This window comes from Streptomyces speibonae (assembly GCF_984686075.1).
Genome location: NZ_OZ480260.1, coordinates 2,619,654 through 2,637,378, shown reverse-complemented (window position 1 = coordinate 2,637,378; position 17,725 = coordinate 2,619,654). Strand labels below are relative to the sequence as shown.

General features: G+C 68.6%; 19 protein-coding genes. 10 read left to right on the top strand and 9 right to left on the bottom strand.

What is annotated here, in order from left to right:
* Positions 1 to 26: 26 nt before the first annotated feature.
* From AC5L3C_RS11580 to AC5L3C_RS11570, 3 genes are read right to left on the bottom strand one after another with little or no spacing between them, the layout of a single operon-like run.
* Positions 27 to 887, bottom strand: coding sequence for a carbohydrate ABC transporter permease (locus AC5L3C_RS11580; RefSeq protein ID WP_493648921.1), 861 nt, complete (start codon positions 885 to 887; stop codon positions 27 to 29).
* Entirely contained in the window at positions 884 to 1,828 is a 945-nt protein-coding gene (locus AC5L3C_RS11575) for a carbohydrate ABC transporter permease (protein ID WP_493648919.1), read from the bottom strand. Before AC5L3C_RS11575 ends, AC5L3C_RS11580 begins: the two co-directional genes overlap by 4 nt.
* Entirely contained in the window at positions 1,828 to 3,126 is a 1,299-nt protein-coding gene (locus tag AC5L3C_RS11570; RefSeq protein ID WP_493648917.1) for a sugar ABC transporter substrate-binding protein, read from the bottom strand. Before AC5L3C_RS11570 ends, AC5L3C_RS11575 begins: the two co-directional genes overlap by 1 nt.
* Before the next feature lie 210 nt (positions 3,127 to 3,336).
* Between AC5L3C_RS11570 and AC5L3C_RS11565 the strand changes: the two genes are divergently transcribed.
* Entirely contained in the window at positions 3,337 to 4,191 is an 855-nt protein-coding gene (locus AC5L3C_RS11565) for a class I SAM-dependent methyltransferase (RefSeq protein WP_493648915.1), read from the top strand.
* A 19-nt stretch (positions 4,192 to 4,210) separates the two neighbouring features.
* Here AC5L3C_RS11565 and AC5L3C_RS11560 read toward each other — a convergent pair whose 3' ends face one another.
* Complete coding sequence (locus AC5L3C_RS11560; RefSeq protein ID WP_493648913.1) at positions 4,211 to 4,648, bottom strand: DUF5980 family protein; 438 nt, start codon at positions 4,646 to 4,648, stop codon at positions 4,211 to 4,213.
* Between the two features lie 302 nt (positions 4,649 to 4,950).
* On the opposite strand from AC5L3C_RS11560, the gene AC5L3C_RS11555 reads away from it, so the two are divergent.
* A complete protein-coding gene (locus tag AC5L3C_RS11555; protein WP_493648911.1) occupies positions 4,951 to 6,210 on the top strand; it encodes an HNH endonuclease in 1,260 nt (419 codons plus the stop codon).
* Here the strand turns inward: AC5L3C_RS11555 and AC5L3C_RS11550 are convergent.
* Entirely contained in the window at positions 6,179 to 6,370 is a 192-nt protein-coding gene (locus tag AC5L3C_RS11550; RefSeq protein ID WP_493648909.1) for a hypothetical protein, read from the bottom strand. The two genes, AC5L3C_RS11555 and AC5L3C_RS11550, sit on opposite strands and share 32 nt — an antisense overlap.
* Before the next feature lie 11 nt (positions 6,371 to 6,381).
* Positions 6,382 to 7,233 (bottom strand): helix-turn-helix domain-containing protein, encoded by an 852-nt coding sequence (locus tag AC5L3C_RS11545; RefSeq protein ID WP_493648907.1) that lies wholly within the window; start codon positions 7,231 to 7,233, stop codon positions 6,382 to 6,384.
* A gap of 253 nt (positions 7,234 to 7,486) precedes the next feature.
* Between AC5L3C_RS11545 and AC5L3C_RS11540 the strand changes: the two genes are divergently transcribed.
* A complete protein-coding gene (locus tag AC5L3C_RS11540; protein ID WP_493648905.1) occupies positions 7,487 to 7,900 on the top strand; it encodes an ATP-binding protein in 414 nt (137 codons plus the stop codon).
* Between the two features lie 716 nt (positions 7,901 to 8,616).
* Positions 8,617 to 9,471: a nuclease-related domain-containing protein gene (locus AC5L3C_RS11535; RefSeq protein ID WP_493648903.1), complete on the top strand. Its 855-nt coding sequence runs from the start codon at positions 8,617 to 8,619 to the stop codon at positions 9,469 to 9,471.
* Between the two features lie 381 nt (positions 9,472 to 9,852).
* On the opposite strand, the gene AC5L3C_RS11530 is transcribed toward AC5L3C_RS11535, so the two are convergent.
* Positions 9,853 to 11,370 carry an AAA family ATPase gene (locus tag AC5L3C_RS11530; protein ID WP_493648901.1) on the bottom strand — a complete coding sequence of 506 codons (1,518 nt, stop codon included), beginning with the start codon at positions 11,368 to 11,370 and terminating at the stop codon, positions 9,853 to 9,855.
* 410 nt (positions 11,371 to 11,780) lie between these two features.
* Between AC5L3C_RS11530 and AC5L3C_RS11525 the strand changes: the two genes are divergently transcribed.
* Complete coding sequence (locus AC5L3C_RS11525) at positions 11,781 to 11,954, top strand: hypothetical protein (protein ID WP_493648899.1); 174 nt, start codon at positions 11,781 to 11,783, stop codon at positions 11,952 to 11,954.
* A gap of 87 nt (positions 11,955 to 12,041) precedes the next feature.
* Positions 12,042 to 12,569 carry a hypothetical protein gene (locus AC5L3C_RS11520; protein WP_493648897.1) on the top strand — a complete coding sequence of 176 codons (528 nt, stop codon included), beginning with the start codon at positions 12,042 to 12,044 and terminating at the stop codon, positions 12,567 to 12,569.
* Here AC5L3C_RS11520 and AC5L3C_RS11515 read toward each other — a convergent pair.
* Positions 12,526 to 13,317, bottom strand: a complete 792-nt coding sequence (locus AC5L3C_RS11515; RefSeq protein ID WP_472094517.1) for an IS5 family transposase — start codon at positions 13,315 to 13,317, stop codon at positions 12,526 to 12,528. The two genes, AC5L3C_RS11520 and AC5L3C_RS11515, sit on opposite strands and share 44 nt — an antisense overlap.
* A gap of 186 nt (positions 13,318 to 13,503) precedes the next feature.
* On the opposite strand from AC5L3C_RS11515, the gene AC5L3C_RS11510 reads away from it, so the two are divergent.
* The gene (locus AC5L3C_RS11510) at positions 13,504 to 14,016 is read left to right on the top strand and encodes a hypothetical protein (RefSeq protein WP_493648896.1); all 513 of its coding nucleotides are present in this window, start codon (positions 13,504 to 13,506) and stop codon (positions 14,014 to 14,016) included.
* Here AC5L3C_RS11510 and AC5L3C_RS11505 read toward each other — a convergent pair.
* Positions 13,949 to 15,175 (bottom strand): IS110 family RNA-guided transposase, encoded by a 1,227-nt coding sequence (locus AC5L3C_RS11505; RefSeq protein WP_124288405.1) that lies wholly within the window; start codon positions 15,173 to 15,175, stop codon positions 13,949 to 13,951. The genes AC5L3C_RS11510 and AC5L3C_RS11505 overlap by 68 nt on opposite strands.
* A gap of 609 nt (positions 15,176 to 15,784) precedes the next feature.
* On the opposite strand from AC5L3C_RS11505, the gene AC5L3C_RS11500 reads away from it, so the two are divergent.
* The 3 genes from AC5L3C_RS11500 to AC5L3C_RS11490 all read left to right on the top strand — a co-directional run bounded on the left by AC5L3C_RS11500 (position 15,785) and on the right by AC5L3C_RS11490 (position 17,717).
* Positions 15,785 to 15,973 (top strand): hypothetical protein, encoded by a 189-nt coding sequence (locus AC5L3C_RS11500; protein WP_493648894.1) that lies wholly within the window; start codon positions 15,785 to 15,787, stop codon positions 15,971 to 15,973.
* A 121-nt stretch (positions 15,974 to 16,094) separates the two neighbouring features.
* On the top strand, positions 16,095 to 16,406 hold the full coding sequence (locus AC5L3C_RS11495; protein ID WP_493648892.1) for a hypothetical protein: 312 nt from the start codon (positions 16,095 to 16,097) through the stop codon (positions 16,404 to 16,406).
* Positions 16,407 to 16,463: 57 nt separating this feature from the next.
* A complete protein-coding gene (locus AC5L3C_RS11490) occupies positions 16,464 to 17,717 on the top strand; it encodes an IS256 family transposase (protein WP_493646217.1) in 1,254 nt (417 codons plus the stop codon).
* Positions 17,718 to 17,725: the final 8 nt, after the last annotated feature.

Sequence of the window (17,725 nt, the reverse complement as noted above, 5' to 3'; positions counted from 1 at the left end):
CCGGGGCCCAGGGGCCCCGCGTGGTCCTACCCCTTCACCGCCCCCGACGTCAGCCCCCGGATGAACGAGCGCTGCAGGGCCAGGAAGGCGAGCACGGACGGCAGCATCGCCAGGAACGCGCCCACGAGCAGCACCCCGATGCCCACCTGGTCGTCCGAGCGCAGGGAGCGCAGCGCCAGCGGCAGGGTGTACTGCGCCGGGTCGGTGGCCACCAGCAGCGGCAGCATGTACTGGTCCCAGATCATCGTGAACCCGAAGATGCCGATCACGCCCAGCGCGGGCCGGCACAGCGGCAGGACCACCTGCCAGAAGATGCGCAGCTCACCCGCGCCGTCCAGCCGTGCCGACTCCTCCAGCTCCTTGGGGATCTCCTTCATGAACTCGGTCATCACCAGGATGGAGAAGCCCCACGCCGCCACCGGCACGATCATGCCGACCAGCGAGCCGACCAGGTTGATGTGCAGCACCGGCAGGTCGGCCAGCAGCACCGACAGCGGCACGGCCAGGACCTCCTCCGGCAGCATCATCGTCGCCAGGATGAGCACCATCACCGCCGCCGCGCCGCGGAACTTCTTCCGCGCCAGGGCGTAGCCGGCGAGGACGCTCACCAGCACCTGAAGGAACAGTCCGCCGCCCACCACGATGAACGAGTTGAGGAGGTAGTCCAGGACGTTCCGGTCGATGGCCCGCTCGACGTTCTCCCAGGACAGCTGGTCGGGGACCAGGGTGAACTGCGTCGGGTCCACGGTCGGCGTGAAGGCGCCGACCATCAGCGCCAGCAGCGGCCCCGCGAAGACCACGAACAAAGCGGTGTACAGGACGAACCGCAGCACCCGGGCCCACGGCCCGCGCGCCTCCTGGAGGCCGAGCGCCGTCTCATTCCTCATCGGGCCCTCACATCCCTACGGCGCAGGCGCGACGCGATCGTCAGCACCAGCAGAATCAGGAACAGCAGAACGGTTCCGGCCGCCGCGACCCCCAGCTCGTTGCGTTCGAGACCGAGCTTGTACGTCAGGGTCAGCAGCACCTCCGTCGAGCCGTCGGGCCCGCCGTTGGTGAGCAGGAACACCTCGGTGAAGATGCGCAGGCCACGGATCGCGGCCAGGGTCAGCAGGATCGCGAACACCGGGCGCAGACCGGGCAGCGTGATGTGCCAGATCCGGCGGAAGCGCGAGGCGCCGTCGACCGCCGAGGCCTCGTAGAGCATCCGGTCCACACCGGCGAGGCCCGCCAGGAAGATCATCATGTCGTAGGGGGCGCCCCGCCAGATGCCGACGAAGGCGATGGACGCCAGTGAGCTGTCCGGCGAGTTGAGGAACTCGCTGGGCCCCAGGCCGAGGACGCCGAGCACCGAGTTCAGCGCACCGCCCTCGGCCGGGTAGTACATGACCCGCCACACCTCGGCCACCACCGCCATGGCGGTGACCACCGGCAGGAAGATCGCCGACCGGATGAACCACAGGGACCGGGTCTGGCCTTCCAGCAGCAGGGCCAGCGCCAGCCCGATCACGATCGAGCCGGCGGTGGTGGCCACGGCCAGGAACACCGTGTGCCACACCGCCGCCCCGAAGTCGGCGCTCCCCGCGATCTCGGAGTAGTTCTCGCCGCCGACGTAGGTGTTACCGAGGAACGGCCGGACCTCCTGGAAGCTCATCTGTACGGCCTGAGCCATGGGGATGAACTTGAAGTACAGGAAGAGCAGCAGGGCGGGCGCCAGGAACAGCCACGGCGTCGCGGCCCGGCGCAGCCGCGCCTTCACCGGCTGGTCCGTACGAGGCGGGCGCCGGATGTCCGCCTTGCGCGGCGCCCGCGCCTCGGTCACCGCCATCAGCCCTTGGCCTCCTGCTTCTCGAGCTCCGAGTCGATCTCACCGGCGAGCTTGTCCATCGCGCCGGCGACGTCGCGCGAGCAGTCCGAGACCACGCCGTTGAGGCCCTCGGAGGAGATCTGCCGGACGGTGGCCCAGTTCGGCAGGGCGGGCGCGTTGCGGCCGGACTCGTCGTAGACCTTCTGGAAGACGTCCCAGCGCGGGTCCTTGCGCTCGGCGGCGCCGTCCACCTTGGTGTTCACCGGAAGCCGCACGATGACGCCGCCGTTGTCGACGCCCATGCCGATCTTCTGGCCCTCGGGGGAGGCGGCGAACTCGGCGAACTTCTGCTGTCCCGACTCGTTGCCCGAGCCGGCCATCAGGTAGACGTTCTCGCCCTCCGCCAGTGCGGACGCGCCCTCGGCGCCCGGCGGGGGCGCGACGACCTCGTACTTGTCCTTGCCCAGCGAGCCGTCGAAGCGCGGCAGCATGTACGGGCCGGTCAGGTAGATGCCGCCCTTGCCGCTCTCGAACACGGTGTGCGTGGTGGAGGAGTCCGCGGTGCTGGCGCCCGGCTGGACGACCTTGGAGTCGCAGAACATCGCCTGAAGCTTCTCGACGGCCTGCACCGAGCCGGGCTCGTTGACCGCGGCCGTGTAGCCGTCGCCCTGCTTCTTGACGAAGTCGCCGCCCTCCGACCACAGCATGGTGGAGAACCACCAGGTCAGGTAGCCGCGAGTGGTGGTGCCCGGCACCACCATGCCGGCGGTGTCGTCCTTGCCGTTGCCGTCCGGGTCGTCCTCGGTGAACTTCACCGCGAGCTCCGTCAGCTCGTCCCACGACTTGGGTACGTCGGCCCCCACCTTCTCCCGCCAGTCCTTGCGTATCAGCAGCGCGAAGGCCTGCGAGTTGAAGGGCACCCCGTAGTACTTCCCGTCGTACCCCTGCGCCGCCTCCCAGGCACGGTCGGCGAGGTCACCGCTCCCGGCGATGCCCTTGCGGTCCACCTCACGGACCAGACCCTGGGTCACCATGTTGCCCAGCTGGCCGGTGTCGTTGATGACGATGTCGGGCAGGTCCTTCTGCGCGGTGCGCTGCTGGAGCTTGGTCTCGAAGTCGGTGGCGCCGACGGCGACCAGCTTCGCCTCGATGCCGGTTTCCTTGGTGAACGCCTTGGTAAGGGCCTCGGCCGACTCGGCGTGGGGGGTGCCGGCGTCCTGCCGGATCCAGACCTCCAGTGGCTGGGAGTCGTCCTGCTGCTGGCCGGATCCACCCGAGGAACACGCGGTGGCGGTGACGGCGGCTACGGCGAGAACCACGGCGATGGCGCCGGACCGCCGCGCTCCTGCTGATCTACGGAGTTGCTTCGACACGGGGAGCTCCGTCCATTCCGTTCCGTATAGGAGGGGGGTGGCCGGACTCTACGCACAGACATGGCCCGAATCAATAGAATGAACAGGATTTACATACATGAACGCCAGGGTCCGGCCGCACCCCACCCGCACGGCCCTCGCGGCACCATGGAGCACATGGCTGATGACGACCGGATCGTGAACACCCACCAGTTCGAGGCGTGGAACGGCTACGAGGGCCGGCACTGGGCCGAGCACCAGGCGCGCTACGACGCCCTCAACGACCCCGCCAACGCCCCGCTGCTCGCGGCCGCCCGCCTCCGCGACACGGACGACGTCCTGGACATCGGCTGCGGCAACGGCCGCCTGACCAGGCTCGCCGCCCGCACCGCGCGCCGCGCCGTCGGCGTCGACCTGTCCACACCCATGCTGGAACGCGCCCGCGCGAGCGCCGCCGGGGAACACCTCACCAACGTCACCCACCTCCAGGCCGACGCCCAGGTGCACCCCTTCGAACCGGCATCCTTCGACGTCGCCCTGAGCCGCTTCGGGATCATGTTCTTCGCCGACCCGGTGGCGGCGTTCACCAACATCGGCCGCGCGCTGCGCCCGGCCGGCCGGCTGGCCTTCGTCTGCCCCCAGTCGCTCAACCGGATGGACCAGGCGACGATCTTCGCGGCCGTGGCCGAGCACGTCCCTCTGCCGGACTTCTCGGAAAAGACCGAAACCGGCCCCGCCGCCTTCGCGGACCCGGGACGCGCGACAAGCGTCCTCTCGGAGGCCGGTTTCGAACAAGTGATCGTCGCCCCGCTGGAGGTCTCCCAGCGCTGGGGTCCGGACGCGGCGGACGCCGCCGACTTCCTCTTCGGCTGGGGCCCGATGCGCCACTGGCTGCGCGACGCCGCGCCGGAGTCCGTGAGCCGGTCCCGGGAGTCGGCCGCGCGCGCCTTCCGCCGCTACGAGACAACGGACGGCGTGCGCCTCACCGCCCGCTACTGGCTGGCCACGGCCACATGGCCGGGCACGCGGTGACCGTACCGGGAGGCTGAGCTCAGCACCCTTCGCGGAAAACGAGCAGCAGGGAATCGGTCTGGGTTTCCTTCCCGTCGGAGGCCCAGACCTCGGCCGTGTACTCACCGGCCGGCGCGGGAGCGATCCGCAGATCCAGCCAGCCGTTGACGGGCAGCCCGCCATCGTCGGGATCGCGCTCATTGGTACCCGGCTTCAGGGTGCCGCCCACCCCGGTCGACCCCGGAGGCAGATCCCGGATCCCATACGCGATCGGGGTGTCCCACGTCCCCTCCACCGTTGCGAAGGCATAGGTCCGGGGCCACCCTTGATCCGGATCCATGCAGATCCGCTGCCCCTCGGCCGCGAGGTTCCACGACCCCGCCGCCCCGGCGGAAGCCGGCGCCGCCCCGACGAGCGGCAACACCACCGCCGAAACCAGCCCGACCGATAATCCGGCCCTCCGAACGCTCTTCTTCACGAAAACCTCCAGGTAGAAGACGCATAAGCCCATACGAACCCATCTCCCGGCCTTTCTCGCGAACCGGCAGCACCACGAGTGTCACGTGCCCAACGCCACCGAACAAGGCCTTGTTGCACTTTCAATGACCTGTGTCTCGATAACGCCGTCGGGGCCGCCCGGGGTGACGGGACCGTTTGCGGACGTTCCCGGACGCACCCGACGCCGTCGCCGCACCCGCGGGCCGCTACAGCACCCGCCACGAACGATCACCGCCCACCGCGTCGCGGACGCGGGCGCACAGGCGGACTAGCCTGCGGCGTATGGGGCTTGGGGACATCGGATACGAGGACGTCATCGCGGCGACGGAAGAGTTCCGCCGCCTGGGCCGGGACACCTTCCTCCAGACATACGGCTTCGGGCGCGCCGCGTCGTACGAGCTGGTCCTGGACGGCCGCCGCTACGACTCGAACGCCATCGCCGGCGTGGCCCACGGCTACGCCACCGGCGACTTCCTGCGCGCAGGGGACTTCAGCGGCGGCGCGGCCACGGTGGCGCGATGCCTGCGCGAACTGGGCTTCGTGGTGGAGACCGGAGCCGCACCTAACAGCCGCGTGGCCCTGCTGGACCGCCTCCGGAAGCTCAAGGTCTCCCGCGGCCCCGGAAACCCGGCCCCCAGCCGTCACCAGCCGCTGAGCCTCCTGTGGGCGATCTCCCGCACGGTCGACGGACGGCCCCGTATGACCCCGTGGCCCGAGTTCCGGGACGAGGTGGGCCCCCTCCTGACCGAGTTCGGCCTCCCCAACGCGAAGGCCACACCGCAGTACCCGTTCTGGCACCTCAGGGGCAGCGGCCTCTGGGACGTACAAGGCATACCGGCGGACCTGTCACGCAAGATGCCGAACGTCACCATTCTCGACGCGCACCAGGCCCGAGCCGGCTTCACAGAAGAGACCGCGCGCCTCCTCAACGACCCGGTGACCCGCCTCGACGCCATCACCACGCTCTGTGAGACGTACCTGAAGGACATCGACCGCCGAACCCTCCTCGCACGCATCGGCCTGTGCGGCTACACCACAGCCGGCAACCTGACGGAGGAGCGCATCGAGGCCGCCCTGGACGAACACGACCGCCCCGACGGCCCCGCACCCCGCCGTGACACGACCCGCTCCGTCATCGTCCGCGACGAAGCCCTGGCCCGGAGGGTCAAGGAACTGGAGGACAACCGCTGCCAGATCTGCGACACGACGCTCCGCTACCTGGACCGCGCGTACAGCGAGGCCGCCCACATAAGAGGCCTGGGCAGCCCTCACCACGGCCCCGACGAACTGCGAAACCTCCTCTGCCTCTGCGCCAACTGCCACGTCCTCTTCGACGGCCTGGAGATCTACATCGCCCCGGACGGCCTGGTGCAAGCGACGAATCACACAAGGGACCCCCACCCCCTACGCCGCGCCCCCGACCACCCGCTGGACGAGGCGCACGTCGCCTATCACCGCACCCTGTGCCTGATCAATGCCCACGCACGGCCGGCGGCCGCATGGGAGGGTGCTACAGCAGATGGTCGGCCTTCCCGGCCTTGATGTCGGTGATGAGGGCGCGCAGGGCTTCGAGGGAGTCGGTAAGGGGGGTCTCCTCCTGGCCGGCGACGGCTATGTATCCGTTGCCCTCGGCATCGGTACCGAGGCGGAAGCAGGAGCTTCCCTCGCCGCAGAACGGTGCCTCCCAGGCGATGACAGCCATGTGGTCACTCCTCATAGTTGGTGAGCGATCTCGCGGATGAAGTCGCGGGACCGTTGCGGGGACAGTGCCAACCCTTCCAACAGGTCCAGCTGGGCACGGTATTTCGCGAGTTGACTGTCGGCGTGGAGGAAATCCGGTCCATGGGAGTTGTCGATCTGCACGGTGTCCAGCTGCGGCACGGGCCCTTCGGCGTAGACGACGGTCTGCCCCGCTCCGGGAAAGGCGCCCTGGGCGAAGGGAAGCACCAGCACGGTGACGTTGTCCCACTCGGACACTTCCAGCAAGTACTTCAACTGCCCTCGGGCAACATCCGGTCCCCCGAACTGCATCCGAAGCGCCGCTTCATGGATCACAGCCACATACGGAACCGGGTTGTCACCAGTGAGCACATTCTGACGCTCGGAACGGTGAGCGAGCCGGAGAGCGACCTCATGCTCGGGAAGCTGCGGCACGACGGCGCGGAAGATGGCCATCGCGTGCTCCGACGTCTGGAGCAGCCCCGGCACGTGCACGGTGTTCGCACCCCGCAGACGTACCGCGTAGGCCTCGGTTTCGGAGATGTCCAGTAAGCCCTGAGGCAAGCTGCCCCGATACCGCTCCCACCACCCCGTCCGCATCGGCTCCGCCATCTCGGCAAGGGCATCGACGTACGTCTCGTCGGTGCAGTCGCAGTTGCAAGCAAGCGTGCGCAGCCGTTCGGTGTTGATGCCGCGCAGTCCGGACTCCATGTTGGAAATGCGGCTCCGGTCGACGCCGAGAAGCCCCGCGGCGTACTCCGCGGACATGCCGGCGGCGGTGCGCATCCTGCGCAGTTCACTTCCCAGACGCTTCTGCCGCTGAGTGAGGATCGTCCTCGGGGGCATGACGTTCCTTTCGTACGTGCGGTGTCCGGATCAGTCCTATAACCACAAGTTCACCGCATCGAGGCCAATATTTCGGGCCGCATGGCAAATGTGACCCCTGCTGTTCTACTGTCAGTATCGCGCAAGTTACACAACGCGATGCTGGAAGCGCACCGCGCGAGCATGCCCGCCTGCCCTGGGGCGGGTATGCCCGCGACCAGGGCGGCAGGCCACCGGCACAACAAAACCCTCTCTCCCCACACCGGAGTTCGTCATGCCCGAAATCCCCCTGGTACCCGCCCACTGGCACTTCCCCGCCCACCCCGCCTCCGTACGGAGGGCCCGCCACGCAGTCACGGAATCACTGCCACACATCCTCCGCCCGCACCTGGGTGACGACTTGAGCCTGCTGACCTCCGAACTGGTCACGAACGCGATCCGCCACGGGACGGGCCGCGAGGACGAGGACCTGATCGAACTGGTCCTATGGCCGGCCGACGGCCACTACTGGCTGGCCGTCTCCGACCCCGGCGCAGGCAAGCCCGTACTGACCCACCCGAACACGGACGCGGAGAACGGCCGGGGCCTACTCCTCGTCGACCACCTCGCCACCACCTGGACCGTCCGCCCCCGCCCCACCCACGGAACATCGGTGATCGCGGGCCTCGCCCTACGCCGGGACGGTTGACGGGTCGGGAGCATCTCAGCCGTGTGCAGCCAGCCGCCGTTGCCGGCTGCACCTGCCGATCGCGTCCAGTCGGTGCCGACCGGCCCTCCCGGCACAGTCATTGGCGGACCTGTTGCCGTAGTTGACGGACCTGCGGGACGGAAGGCGCATCAGGCAGCCCGGATAGCCGTCTGAGGGTGCCTAGAACTGGACCGCAGTCCCATAGACGACGAAGTGAGCTCCTACGGAACCTCCGAACAGACGCCCCTGGTGCATGGCTGGGGCACTGCAGATACGAACGCCTATCACTTCCTCAGCGCCCCCTTCCTCGGCCTCTCGCAGCAGGCTCTCAGTAGCCTGGGTAACGTTCTGCCCCGTCCCCCAAACCATCCAATACCGCGTGACGCTGCGCCCGTTCAGCGGCTGATCGGAGGTGCTGAGGGGGATACGAGAAGAGCTACGTCGCGACATGAACGCCATTGTTCCGACGCTTGACTGGGTGTGACGGCAAACCCCGCAGTCTCGTGGCCGCAGGTCGGCGTCGGGGACGACCAGCACCACTCCGTGTACTAATCGTGCCCTCAGGCGCACAGCCGCATCCTGCCAGCGGTAGCGGCGGTTCATGAGCCGGGCGCACGACCTCCGGCACTGAGCTCTGTCGACATATGGTCTTGTGACTCCTCTCGCTCGCTGCTGGCATGTCGGCAACATCGAACGCGGGAGCACAGGGGGCCTCTGTGGAACTGCACGTCACGCGCTGGAAGAGGTACGGACATGATCGCCTGTACGCCAACCTGCCTGACGGCACCTCGGTCGGTTGGGCAGACGTTACGACGGGGGACATCACGGTCTTGCGTACGGAGTACCGCGACGAAGTGATGGCCGTGCTCAAGGAGCACTTACAGAAGCTGACCGACCCAGTTCTGCCGCGGAGGGAGCCCACGGCTGCCGCGCGTCGCACGCTGCCACCACTGACGCCGGGTGACGATCTGGCCGTGAACCCTCCCGGAGCCCTTTTACGTGCTCTACTCGACGAATCCGGACCGGGACTCCTGGAGCGAGTGATTGCACGAGTCCTTCGGCGACCTACGGAATGGGATGGCTGGCGGAAGGGCTTGGAGGGAGAACGGCGAGTCGGAACCGAGTTGAACCGCCTGAAACGCCACGGCTGGCACGTCTTGCACTCCATCCCCTTGTCCAACAAAGTGGATATCGATCACCTATTGATCGGGCCTGGTGGAGTCTTCAGTATCAATACAAAGCATCACGACAAGCGGGCCGTGTGGGTCGGGGACGATTCCGTGAAAGTCGACCACGGCAAACCGGCGCCCTACGCACGCAAGAGCCGGGCGGAGGCCAAGAGGGTCGCCCGAGTCCTTGAACACTATTGCGGCTTTCCGATCCCGGTCGAGCCGGTACTCGTCTTCGTCGGCGTCACTGAGCTGAAGGTGGTCGCCACGCAGCTCAGCGTCCGTGTCTACGAGGAGCGCCAGGTATCGGCACTCGCTCCCCTCTCAGGCGTGCTCACCGCCGACCAAGTGGAGCAGGCGTACAGCGTCGCTCGTCATCGCAAGGCTTGGGCCCGTGCCTGAGTCGGCGGACCAGCGTGGCGCTGGGGCCCCGCTAGCTAGGGGTGCTCAGGCCTGCATCTCGCTGCACATACGCGAAGACCCCGTTCTCAGCGTTTCCGCTGGTGACGGGGTCTTTGGGCACCTAATCCGTGGTGCCCCCGGCAGGATTCGAACCTGTGCACACGGCTCCGGAGGCCGGACGGTTCCCAAGAGTTTTCGCAGGTCAGCGAGTTGTCTGACGAAATGTCAGCCCCGCCGTCCCGCGTATGTCCCGCGGCAATGAAATGTCCCATTCGGGACCGCGGCCGCGCTTTCGCGTGCCGGTCAGCGTCGATCCCGCCCCGGTCGGCCACCAGGGCTGGGCCCATGGCGCCCCCGTGAGTCACGCAACCCCGCCTCATGTCATGTCAGGCCGTGTATGGGTCCGTCGCCGTACAGCGCGCTGATGTCGACCAGGAGGACATCGCGGCGGTGACCGGCCGCGTCGATGACATCGGGATGGAAACCGTGCAGGGAGAACAGGACGAGGGTCGCGTCATCGGGCCGGTGCCCCTGGTCGGCGAGGAGGGTCCGGATGTGTTCGAGGCGCTCGAGGTCCTTGAGTCCTCGGGGTTGAACGGTGGCCTTGGCCTCACCGATCAGGGCGATGGCGGCTCGCGGGTTTTGAGGGCGCTCGCCGGGGGCGATGGCGAGTAGGTCGACCTCGTGTTTGGTCCGGGCGGTCGGGTCGGCGATCTCCGCCGTGCCTACCGCGCCGAGGGACAGCCCCGTCTCGTCGATGGCGAAGGAGCGGGCCCATTCGCGCGCGGTCTCCTCGAAATGCGGGCCGAGGATCTTCGAGTGGTACGTCGGTCGGGACGACTGCCACACCTGGGCACCGCGCCGCCGTTCCACCAGGTCCACCATGGGCAGTGTGATCAGCTGGTTGAAGCGGATCACTGGGTCCGCCACGCTGATGGTCGGGTGGCGCGCCTTGAGCAGATCCTGCTCCTTGCGGACGTAGCCGGTGGACTCGAGCACCTCCAGCGGGGCGACCATGGCGGAGCGGGACCGTTCCAACATCGAGCCGACCTTCGCCGGGGTCGAGGCGCCCCGGGCGACCGCGGACAGTACGTCGTAGTACAGCGTGCGGTGGGTGATCCGCGGGTCCTCGCGCAGCAGGAACTCCGCCTCCACCCGGGAGTACAGTGCCCGCCCCGGGTCCAGCAGGGTGCGTTCCACCCAGGGGGCGAACTCAGCCTCACTCTGCGGGGGCCGCCCAGCGGCCAGCGGCCGATAGCCGGGGGCGCCGCCCAGCACGGAGTCGACCTGCAGTGCCACCGCCGGGTCCGCGATCCCCCAGTGGGTGCGGGCGGTGCGGTAGTCGAAGGCCGGCAGGCGCAGGTCCAGAACGGCTCGGCCGCGTAGCGGCTTCGTCCCGGACAGCAACTCGGACATCACGCTCATCGCCGAGCCGCACAGCACGATCCGGCCGCCTGGTGCCTTGCCGGACTGCGACTGGTCGTAGAGCAGTTGCAGGAATCCGGGGATCTCCGGGGAGTGCTGCAGCAGGTACGGCAGCTCGTCGATGACGATCAGCGGCGCCCCCGAGGCCCGGTTCACCACATCCAGCGCGGCGGTGAGCACATCCCGCCAGTCGTCCAGTCGCATCGCCCCGGGCCGCACACCCGCGTGCGCGGCGATCGTCTCGGTGAACCGGTGCAGCGCGGGAACCCGGCCTTCCTCCTGCACAGCGGTCAGGTACAGCCCGCCCACCGCTTCAGCGAGTGCCTCCAGCAGGAACGACTTCCCGTTCCTCCGGCGCCCCGAGACGATGGCCAGTCGCAGCTCGGTGGCTGGATCGGCGAGAAAATCGTTCAGGAGGGCCCACTCGTGATCGCGGTCCAGCAGCCGCCCCGGCTTGTCGATCTGTCCAGCCACAGCTTCCCCGATTCCGTTTGGGTCAATCTAAACAGAAATGGTTCAGGTCGACCTTACTATCAGCTGTCTCTGGTCGAGGCCAGTTCGCCGAGGCCCCTGTCATCGTGGGGAACGGTCGTCCTGGGCTTGAGTCGCGGGCTGTCACGATCCGGCATGCCGGACCACGGCCGCCCGGAGCGGACTCCGGAGCGGACTGTCAAGTTCCCGCTACGTTCTCGCTCGAGCAGGTCGAGGACAGGACCGTCGGTTTGGCGGATCGCCGGCGGATGCGTCGGCGTCTGTGCTGGGTTGCTCGGTGAGCAGCAGTGGGCCTGCAGGGCATGGAACGTTCTTTCTGCTGACATTCTGTGAGCCGCATGCGACGGACAGAAGCGACTCCACCCCCGGGAACGGCTCTGTACGGTGTTCGGGTGACACGCCAAGCGGAATCCGGTCTGACCACCCACGCTCTTCTTTCCTGGGGCATGGAGCGTGGCGAAAGTCTTGATCCAGTGGCCGCGGACGCGGTCCTGCATCTGCTCGCCCTGAGCGGTGCCAAGGTGCGCGACGGGCTGCCTGAGAAGCTGTTGTCTTTCCGAGTGTGATCAGTGGGTTTCCGCAGGTCGTGGATGGGTGCGGTAGGTCCGTGAAAGTAGTGGCCTGTCACGTTGTCGTTCCGTGGGAGGCCGTGAATGCCCTCGATCATCGGACTGCTGGAACAACAGGAACATGCTGCTCGACGCCGGGTCGACGGGCTTCGTGAGGAAGCCGACCGCGTCCAGGCCGAGTTGGCCGCGGCCGAGGAGGAATTGCGGGAGTGGTTGATCGCCCGGCGGCGAGTCGACACGGTTCTGGCTCCCGACGGAGCCGGCGTTCAGGACGCTGCCGGTCCGCGGGAAGCGGGCGGGTGGCCGACATCCCGTGATGCGGCCCGGCCGAAATCGCAGGTGCCGGTGTGGCGTGCGGGGATGGCCTCGTCGGTGCTGTCGGTCGACTACCAGCGGATCGTTCAAGCAGTCGCGGACCGGGCCCGTCTGGAGCAGGGGCCTGTGACGTGCCAGGAAATGGCCGCGGGGTTCGGCATGGACGTGGTGCCGGCACGGGTGGAGGCATTGCGGTCGAAGGCGAAACGCCTGGTCGCCCGGGGCTGGCTGGCCGAGCCCACTCCCGGACAGTTCACCCTCGCTCCCGGTGCGGCCGGGCCAGGCGACGGATCATGAGGGCGGTCATCGACCAGTAGATCATCACCTCGGCACTGGTGACACGGCGCTCGAAATCGCGGGCCAGGCGGCGGCTGCGCATCAGGTGCGCGAACAGACGCTCGACGATCCACCGCTTGGGCAGCACCACGAACCCCTTCACGTTGTCGCTGCGCTTGACGATCGCCACCACCAGGGCGAACGTGGCCAGGCAGTGCTCGACGAGGCTGCCGGTGTAGCCGCCGTCGGCCCAGACGAGGGCCAGGCGGTGGTGGGCAGCGGCAACCTGTTCCAGCAGGACGCGGGCAGCGGCCCGGTCGCCGGCATCCGCGCCGGTGACCATGACGCCGAGCAGCAGGCCGAGGGTGTCGACCACGACGTGCCGTTTGCGGCCGTTGACCAGCTTCCCGCCGTCGAAGCCACGACTGTCGGCGCCGACCACGGCGTCCGCCTTGACCGACTGCGAATCGATCATCCCGGCCGTCGGCCGGGGATCCCGCCCCGCCTTCTCGCGGACCTGCCCGCGCAGCCGGTCGTGGAACTCCCGGACCAGGCCGTGGTCGCGCCAGCGGCGGAAGAACGCGTAGACCCGGTCCCACGGCGGGAAGTCGACCGGCATCGCCCGCCACTTGATCCCGTTGTCCACGAGATAGGCGATGGCGTCCAGCATCGCCCGGTGGCAGTACGCCTCCGGCTGCCCGCCCCGGCCGCGCATCCAGCCAGGCTCCGGCAGCAGCGGCCGCACCACCGCCCACTCCGCGTCCGTCATGTCACTCGGGTAACGGCGCTCGTGCAGCGCATGGTCGGCAGCGTTTCCGAACCGGTGAGCCAGACAGTCACACTCCCGGGTGCCCGCGGTGGACTGCACAGGCATCGGCACGCAAGACTGCGACACCAGGGCCTCCTGATGCTCGGTGATTCGACACCAGCGAGCTGTTCAGGAGGCCCTCCTCTCATGCGCCGAGCACACCACGACCACCCGATCGGGACGACCGTTCGATCACCAAGTCCCGAGAACGGTACGACAACGGCTTCTGAGGCCATTCCCGACCTGGTACGGGCCGTGCTGCTCGAGGCGCTGCCGCAGTTCCTGTCCGTCACACCGGGCGAGGAGGGTGCGGCACTCGGGGTGCTGCGCGTGCTGGCGGACCGCACCAGAGCGGACGGGCGGCTCAACGCCAAGCGGCACGCGCGGCTGCGCGAGGCGATCGACGAGTGCGCCGAGGAATACCTGCGGGTGATGTGGGACCCACGCGAGTTGACGCTCCCTCGCTTCTGGGGCGGCCTGTTGCGGTCACGCGGTGTCGACGTACGGGACGCGCAGGCGGTGCGGGGAGGGTTGGAGGAACTTGGGCGGTTGCCGTACGCGGAGCGTGTCAGACATCCCATGACGCTGGATGTCAAGTTGTGGCGAGGTTCGCGTGGTGGGCCCATGCTGTGGCCTCGCTGTAGTGAGTGCGGGTCTTGAGGCATCCGTGGAGGATGCCGACGAGTCGGTTGCCCAGCTGCCGCAGGGCAGGGTTGTAGTCCAAGTCGCGGGCGCGCTGTTTGTCGTAGTAGCGGCGGGCTCCGGGCGAGTTCTGCAGCGCGCAGAACGCCTGTCGCTGGAGAGCGTCGGCGAGCCGGTTGTTGCGGACGAAGCGGGCCTGGACGCTGTGGCTTTTGCCGGAGGCCCGGGTGATGGGGCTGGTGCCGGCGTAGTTCTTGCGGGCCTTCGCGGACGTGTAGCGGGTTGGGTCGTCTCCGAACTCGGCCAGCACCCGAGCGCCGGTGATCTCGCCGATGCCGGGCATCGACAGGTAGATCTCAGCGTCCGGGTGCGCCAGAAAATGCGTCTTCACCTGCCCCTCCAGGGCGTCTATCTGCTCGTTCAGAGTGATCATCAGCCGGGCGTGGGCGGTCACGGCGGCTGCGTAGGCATCGGCGACAGGAGCCGCGACGTTCAGTTGCGGCTCGCGCAGGGCGGCCTGGATGGAGGCGGCTCTCTGCTCCCGGTTGCGGCGCCGGTGCCGGGCGAGGACCGCGGTGATCTGTTGCTTCGTCAGCTTCGCCGCCTGCTCCGGCGTAGGTGCCTTGAGCAGCAGTTCCAGGGCGTCCGTGCTGGTCAGCTCCAGTCCCGCGTAGGCGGCGAGCGCGCCGGGGAAGTACTCGCGCAGCGTGCTGCGCAGCCGCTGGAAGGTGCGGGTGCGCTCCCAGATCAGCGTCTGGTGGGCACGGGCGACGACCTTGACGGACTGGGCCTGCTCGCTGTCTCCGGCGATCGGCCGCAACTGGGCACGGTCGATGCGGACCATGTCGGCCAGCGCGTGTGCGTCGCCCTTGTCGCTCTTGGCACCGGAGGTGCCGTACCGCTCCTTGAACCGGGCCGCTTGCCGGGGGTTGACCGCGTAGACCTGGTAACCGGCCGCGAGCAGGGCCTGGACCCACGGGCCGCGATCGGTCTCGATCCCGACCACCACCCCTCCCGGCTCCAGGTCCTCGCCGCCGTGCCGGGCGATCAGGGCGTGCAGCTTCGCGACGCCTTCGACCCCTTCCGGCAGCCGGGCGGCCCAGAGCCTTCGGCCCGAGTCGTCCTGGACCTCGACATCGTGATGGTCTTCGGCCCAGTCGTCGCCGACGAACAGCACCCGCTTCTCCAACCTCTCGACGTACACCGCGCGTGTGGCCCGCGGAAGACACAGCTCGCGCCCTAATGGATCCAGTGCTCACGCCCCACAACCCGGCGGGCACGCCATCCCATCAGCAGTCCGGCCTCCCGGCCGACCAGCAGGGGCACGGTCTGACACCAGAGCTCGAACGGCTCCGGCGACGAAAGTGCTCACCTGCTGGCGGCCACTCATCGAGTCTCACTCATGACCCGATGAGCCCCATTAGGCTGCTGTCCCTTCCGGACGCGACGGATGCCAAAGAGCCCGACGCGGGCTCCTTGGCTGCGGCTCCGGCGGCGTGGTCGCTCGGCCCCTACCGGCGCGGACTGGCGATGGAGCGGCAGGCTGTGGCCGCGATGGTGCTGGGGCAGCGCCTCGCCCTCGGCCTGACAAAGTCGGACGAGGCGCCATGGGTGCTTGACCTGCTCGGCTCCGAACAGGTGGCGCGTCTGATGGATGCCGATGGAGTCGGCGAGTGGACCGAGGCGGTTACGAAAGCCGGGCTGCGCGTGGGACGCCGCTGGTCGCTCGGGCCGGCCGAACTGCCGTCGGCGGCGCTTCCCGCTCCTTGGTCCGCGCCCGGACGACATGGCGCTGTTCACCGCGGTGGGCAAGGTGGTCGAGCAGTACGACATCCTGCGAGGGGAAGAGCCGTTCGCGCCGCCGCACCGGCTGCCCGCGAACCAGGACGGCTTTGTGGCCGCGCTGTGCGGCAGAGGGTTGCTCGCGCCCGCGGCAGCAGCTCGCCGCGTCCCCGCCCGCAGACGTCGACGCTGACGGGGTCGACAGCGCGCTCACGACCGGCTTTCTCGTCCTGGATCCGGAGGGCAGGCCGCGGCCCGGGCCGTCCCTGGAAGCATGGCGTGAGCGGAACGCGGGTGAACTCGCGGCTCTCGCGGTGCGCGCCCTGGTGGAACTGTGCGCACGGCTGGGCGACGATCCGCACCTCGGGGACGGCTTCGAGGGCGAGACCCTGGGCGATCTCATGGCACTCCACTGCGCGGCGGGCGAGACCCGGTCGGTGGCGCGGGATGCGGCTGTGGCGGCCGACTGGATGGTGCCCACGGAGGCGTCGCTCGCCGCGCCGGTGCGTGGCCCCAAGGACTCCACGGAGCTGGAGGAGTCCGGCTGCAGAGCAATGTTCAAGACCTGTGGATCGGCCTCGGGAGGGGTGCCTCGCGGAATGCGGAGGGCGTACCTTCCCGAGTGATCGACTGATGGTCATCGAGTAGGCCCGCGTTGCAGCGCGGGTCGGGAAGGCACGCCCGTGCTCAGCGTAGTCAACGACGAGGGATCCACCGAGACCGGCTCCTTGATGGACGACATCGTCCGTGAGGGCGCCCGGCGGATGCTCGCCGCCGCCCTGGAAGCCGAAGTCAACCAGTACATAGCCGAGTTGGCCGGTCAACGCGACGAGAACGGCCGCCGCCTGGTGGTCCGCAACGGCCACCACCGCGAACGGACCGTGACCACTGCCGCCGGCCCGGTCCAGGTGCGGGCGCCCCGGGTCAACGACAAGCGTGTCGACACGGAGACGGGCGAGCGCAAGCGGTTCTCGTCGAAGATCCTGGCGCCGTGGTGTCGGAAATCCCCGAAGGTCAGCGAGGTCCTGCCCCTGCTCTACCTGCACGGACTGTCCTCGGGCGACTTCGTGCCCGCGATGGAGCAGTTCCTCGGCTCAGCGGCCGGGCTCTCGCCGGCCACGGTGACCCGGCTGACGAAGCAGTGGCAGGACGACCACGCCGCCTTCCAGGCCCGTGACCTGTCCGGATCCGACTATGTCTACGTGTGGGCCGACGGTGTCCACCCCAAGGTCCGCCTCGGCCAGGTGCACTCCTGCGTCCTGGTCCTCATGGGCGTCCGCCTGGACGGCACCAAGGAACTCATCGCGCTCGCCGAGGGCCTGCGCGAGTCGACCGAGTCGTGGGCGGACCTGCTGCGCGACTGCCGGCGGCGTGGCATGCGCGACCCCGAGCTCGTGGTCGGCGACGGTGCGATGGGCCTGTGGCGGGCGCTGGCAGAGGTGTTTCCGCAGGCCAGACAGCAGAGGTGCTGGGTTCACAAAACCCGCAACGTGATCAACGCCCTGCCGAAGTCGGCTCAGCCCGGCGCCAAGAAGGCCCTGCAGGAGATCTACAACGCCGAGGACCGCGGCCATGCCATGAAGGCGGTCAAGGACTTCGAGCGGTCCTACGTCGCGAAGTGGCCCAAGGCCGTCAAGAAGATCACCGACGACGTCGACGAACTCCTCGCGTTCTACGACTTCCCGGCGGAACACTGGGTGCACCTGCGCACAACAAATCCGATCGAGTCAACCTTCAGCACGGTGAAGCTCCGGACCAAGGTCACCCGCGGAGCAGGCAGCGCGGCCGCCGCCCTGGCGATGGTGTTCAAACTCGCCGAGTCCGCCCAGGCCCGATGGCGTGCGATCACCGCACCCCAACTCGTCGCCCTCGTCCGCGCCGGCGCCCGCTTCGAGAACGGTCACCTCATCGAACGCCCCGAGGCCGCCGCGGCCTGAACAACCCC

Coding starts and splice junctions, on each gene's coding strand:
- AC5L3C_RS11580 (WP_493648921.1), bottom strand. CDS start 887: ATGAGGAATGAGACGGCGCTCGGCCTCCAGGAGGCGCGCGGGCCGTGG.
- AC5L3C_RS11575 (WP_493648919.1), bottom strand. CDS start 1,828: ATGGCGGTGACCGAGGCGCGGGCGCCGCGCAAGGCGGACATCCGGCGC.
- AC5L3C_RS11565 (WP_493648915.1), top strand. CDS start 3,337: ATGGCTGATGACGACCGGATCGTGAACACCCACCAGTTCGAGGCGTGG.
- AC5L3C_RS11555 (WP_493648911.1), top strand. CDS start 4,951: ATGGGGCTTGGGGACATCGGATACGAGGACGTCATCGCGGCGACGGAA.
- AC5L3C_RS11550 (WP_493648909.1), bottom strand. CDS start 6,370: ATGGCTGTCATCGCCTGGGAGGCACCGTTCTGCGGCGAGGGAAGCTCC.
- AC5L3C_RS11545 (WP_493648907.1), bottom strand. CDS start 7,233: ATGCCCCCGAGGACGATCCTCACTCAGCGGCAGAAGCGTCTGGGAAGT.
- AC5L3C_RS11540 (WP_493648905.1), top strand. CDS start 7,487: ATGCCCGAAATCCCCCTGGTACCCGCCCACTGGCACTTCCCCGCCCAC.
- AC5L3C_RS11520 (WP_493648897.1), top strand. CDS start 12,042: ATGCCCTCGATCATCGGACTGCTGGAACAACAGGAACATGCTGCTCGA.
- AC5L3C_RS11515 (WP_472094517.1), bottom strand. CDS start 13,317: ATGACGGACGCGGAGTGGGCGGTGGTGCGGCCGCTGCTGCCGGAGCCT.
- AC5L3C_RS11510 (WP_493648896.1), top strand. CDS start 13,504: ATGCGCCGAGCACACCACGACCACCCGATCGGGACGACCGTTCGATCA.
- AC5L3C_RS11500 (WP_493648894.1), top strand. CDS start 15,785: ATGGCGCTGTTCACCGCGGTGGGCAAGGTGGTCGAGCAGTACGACATC.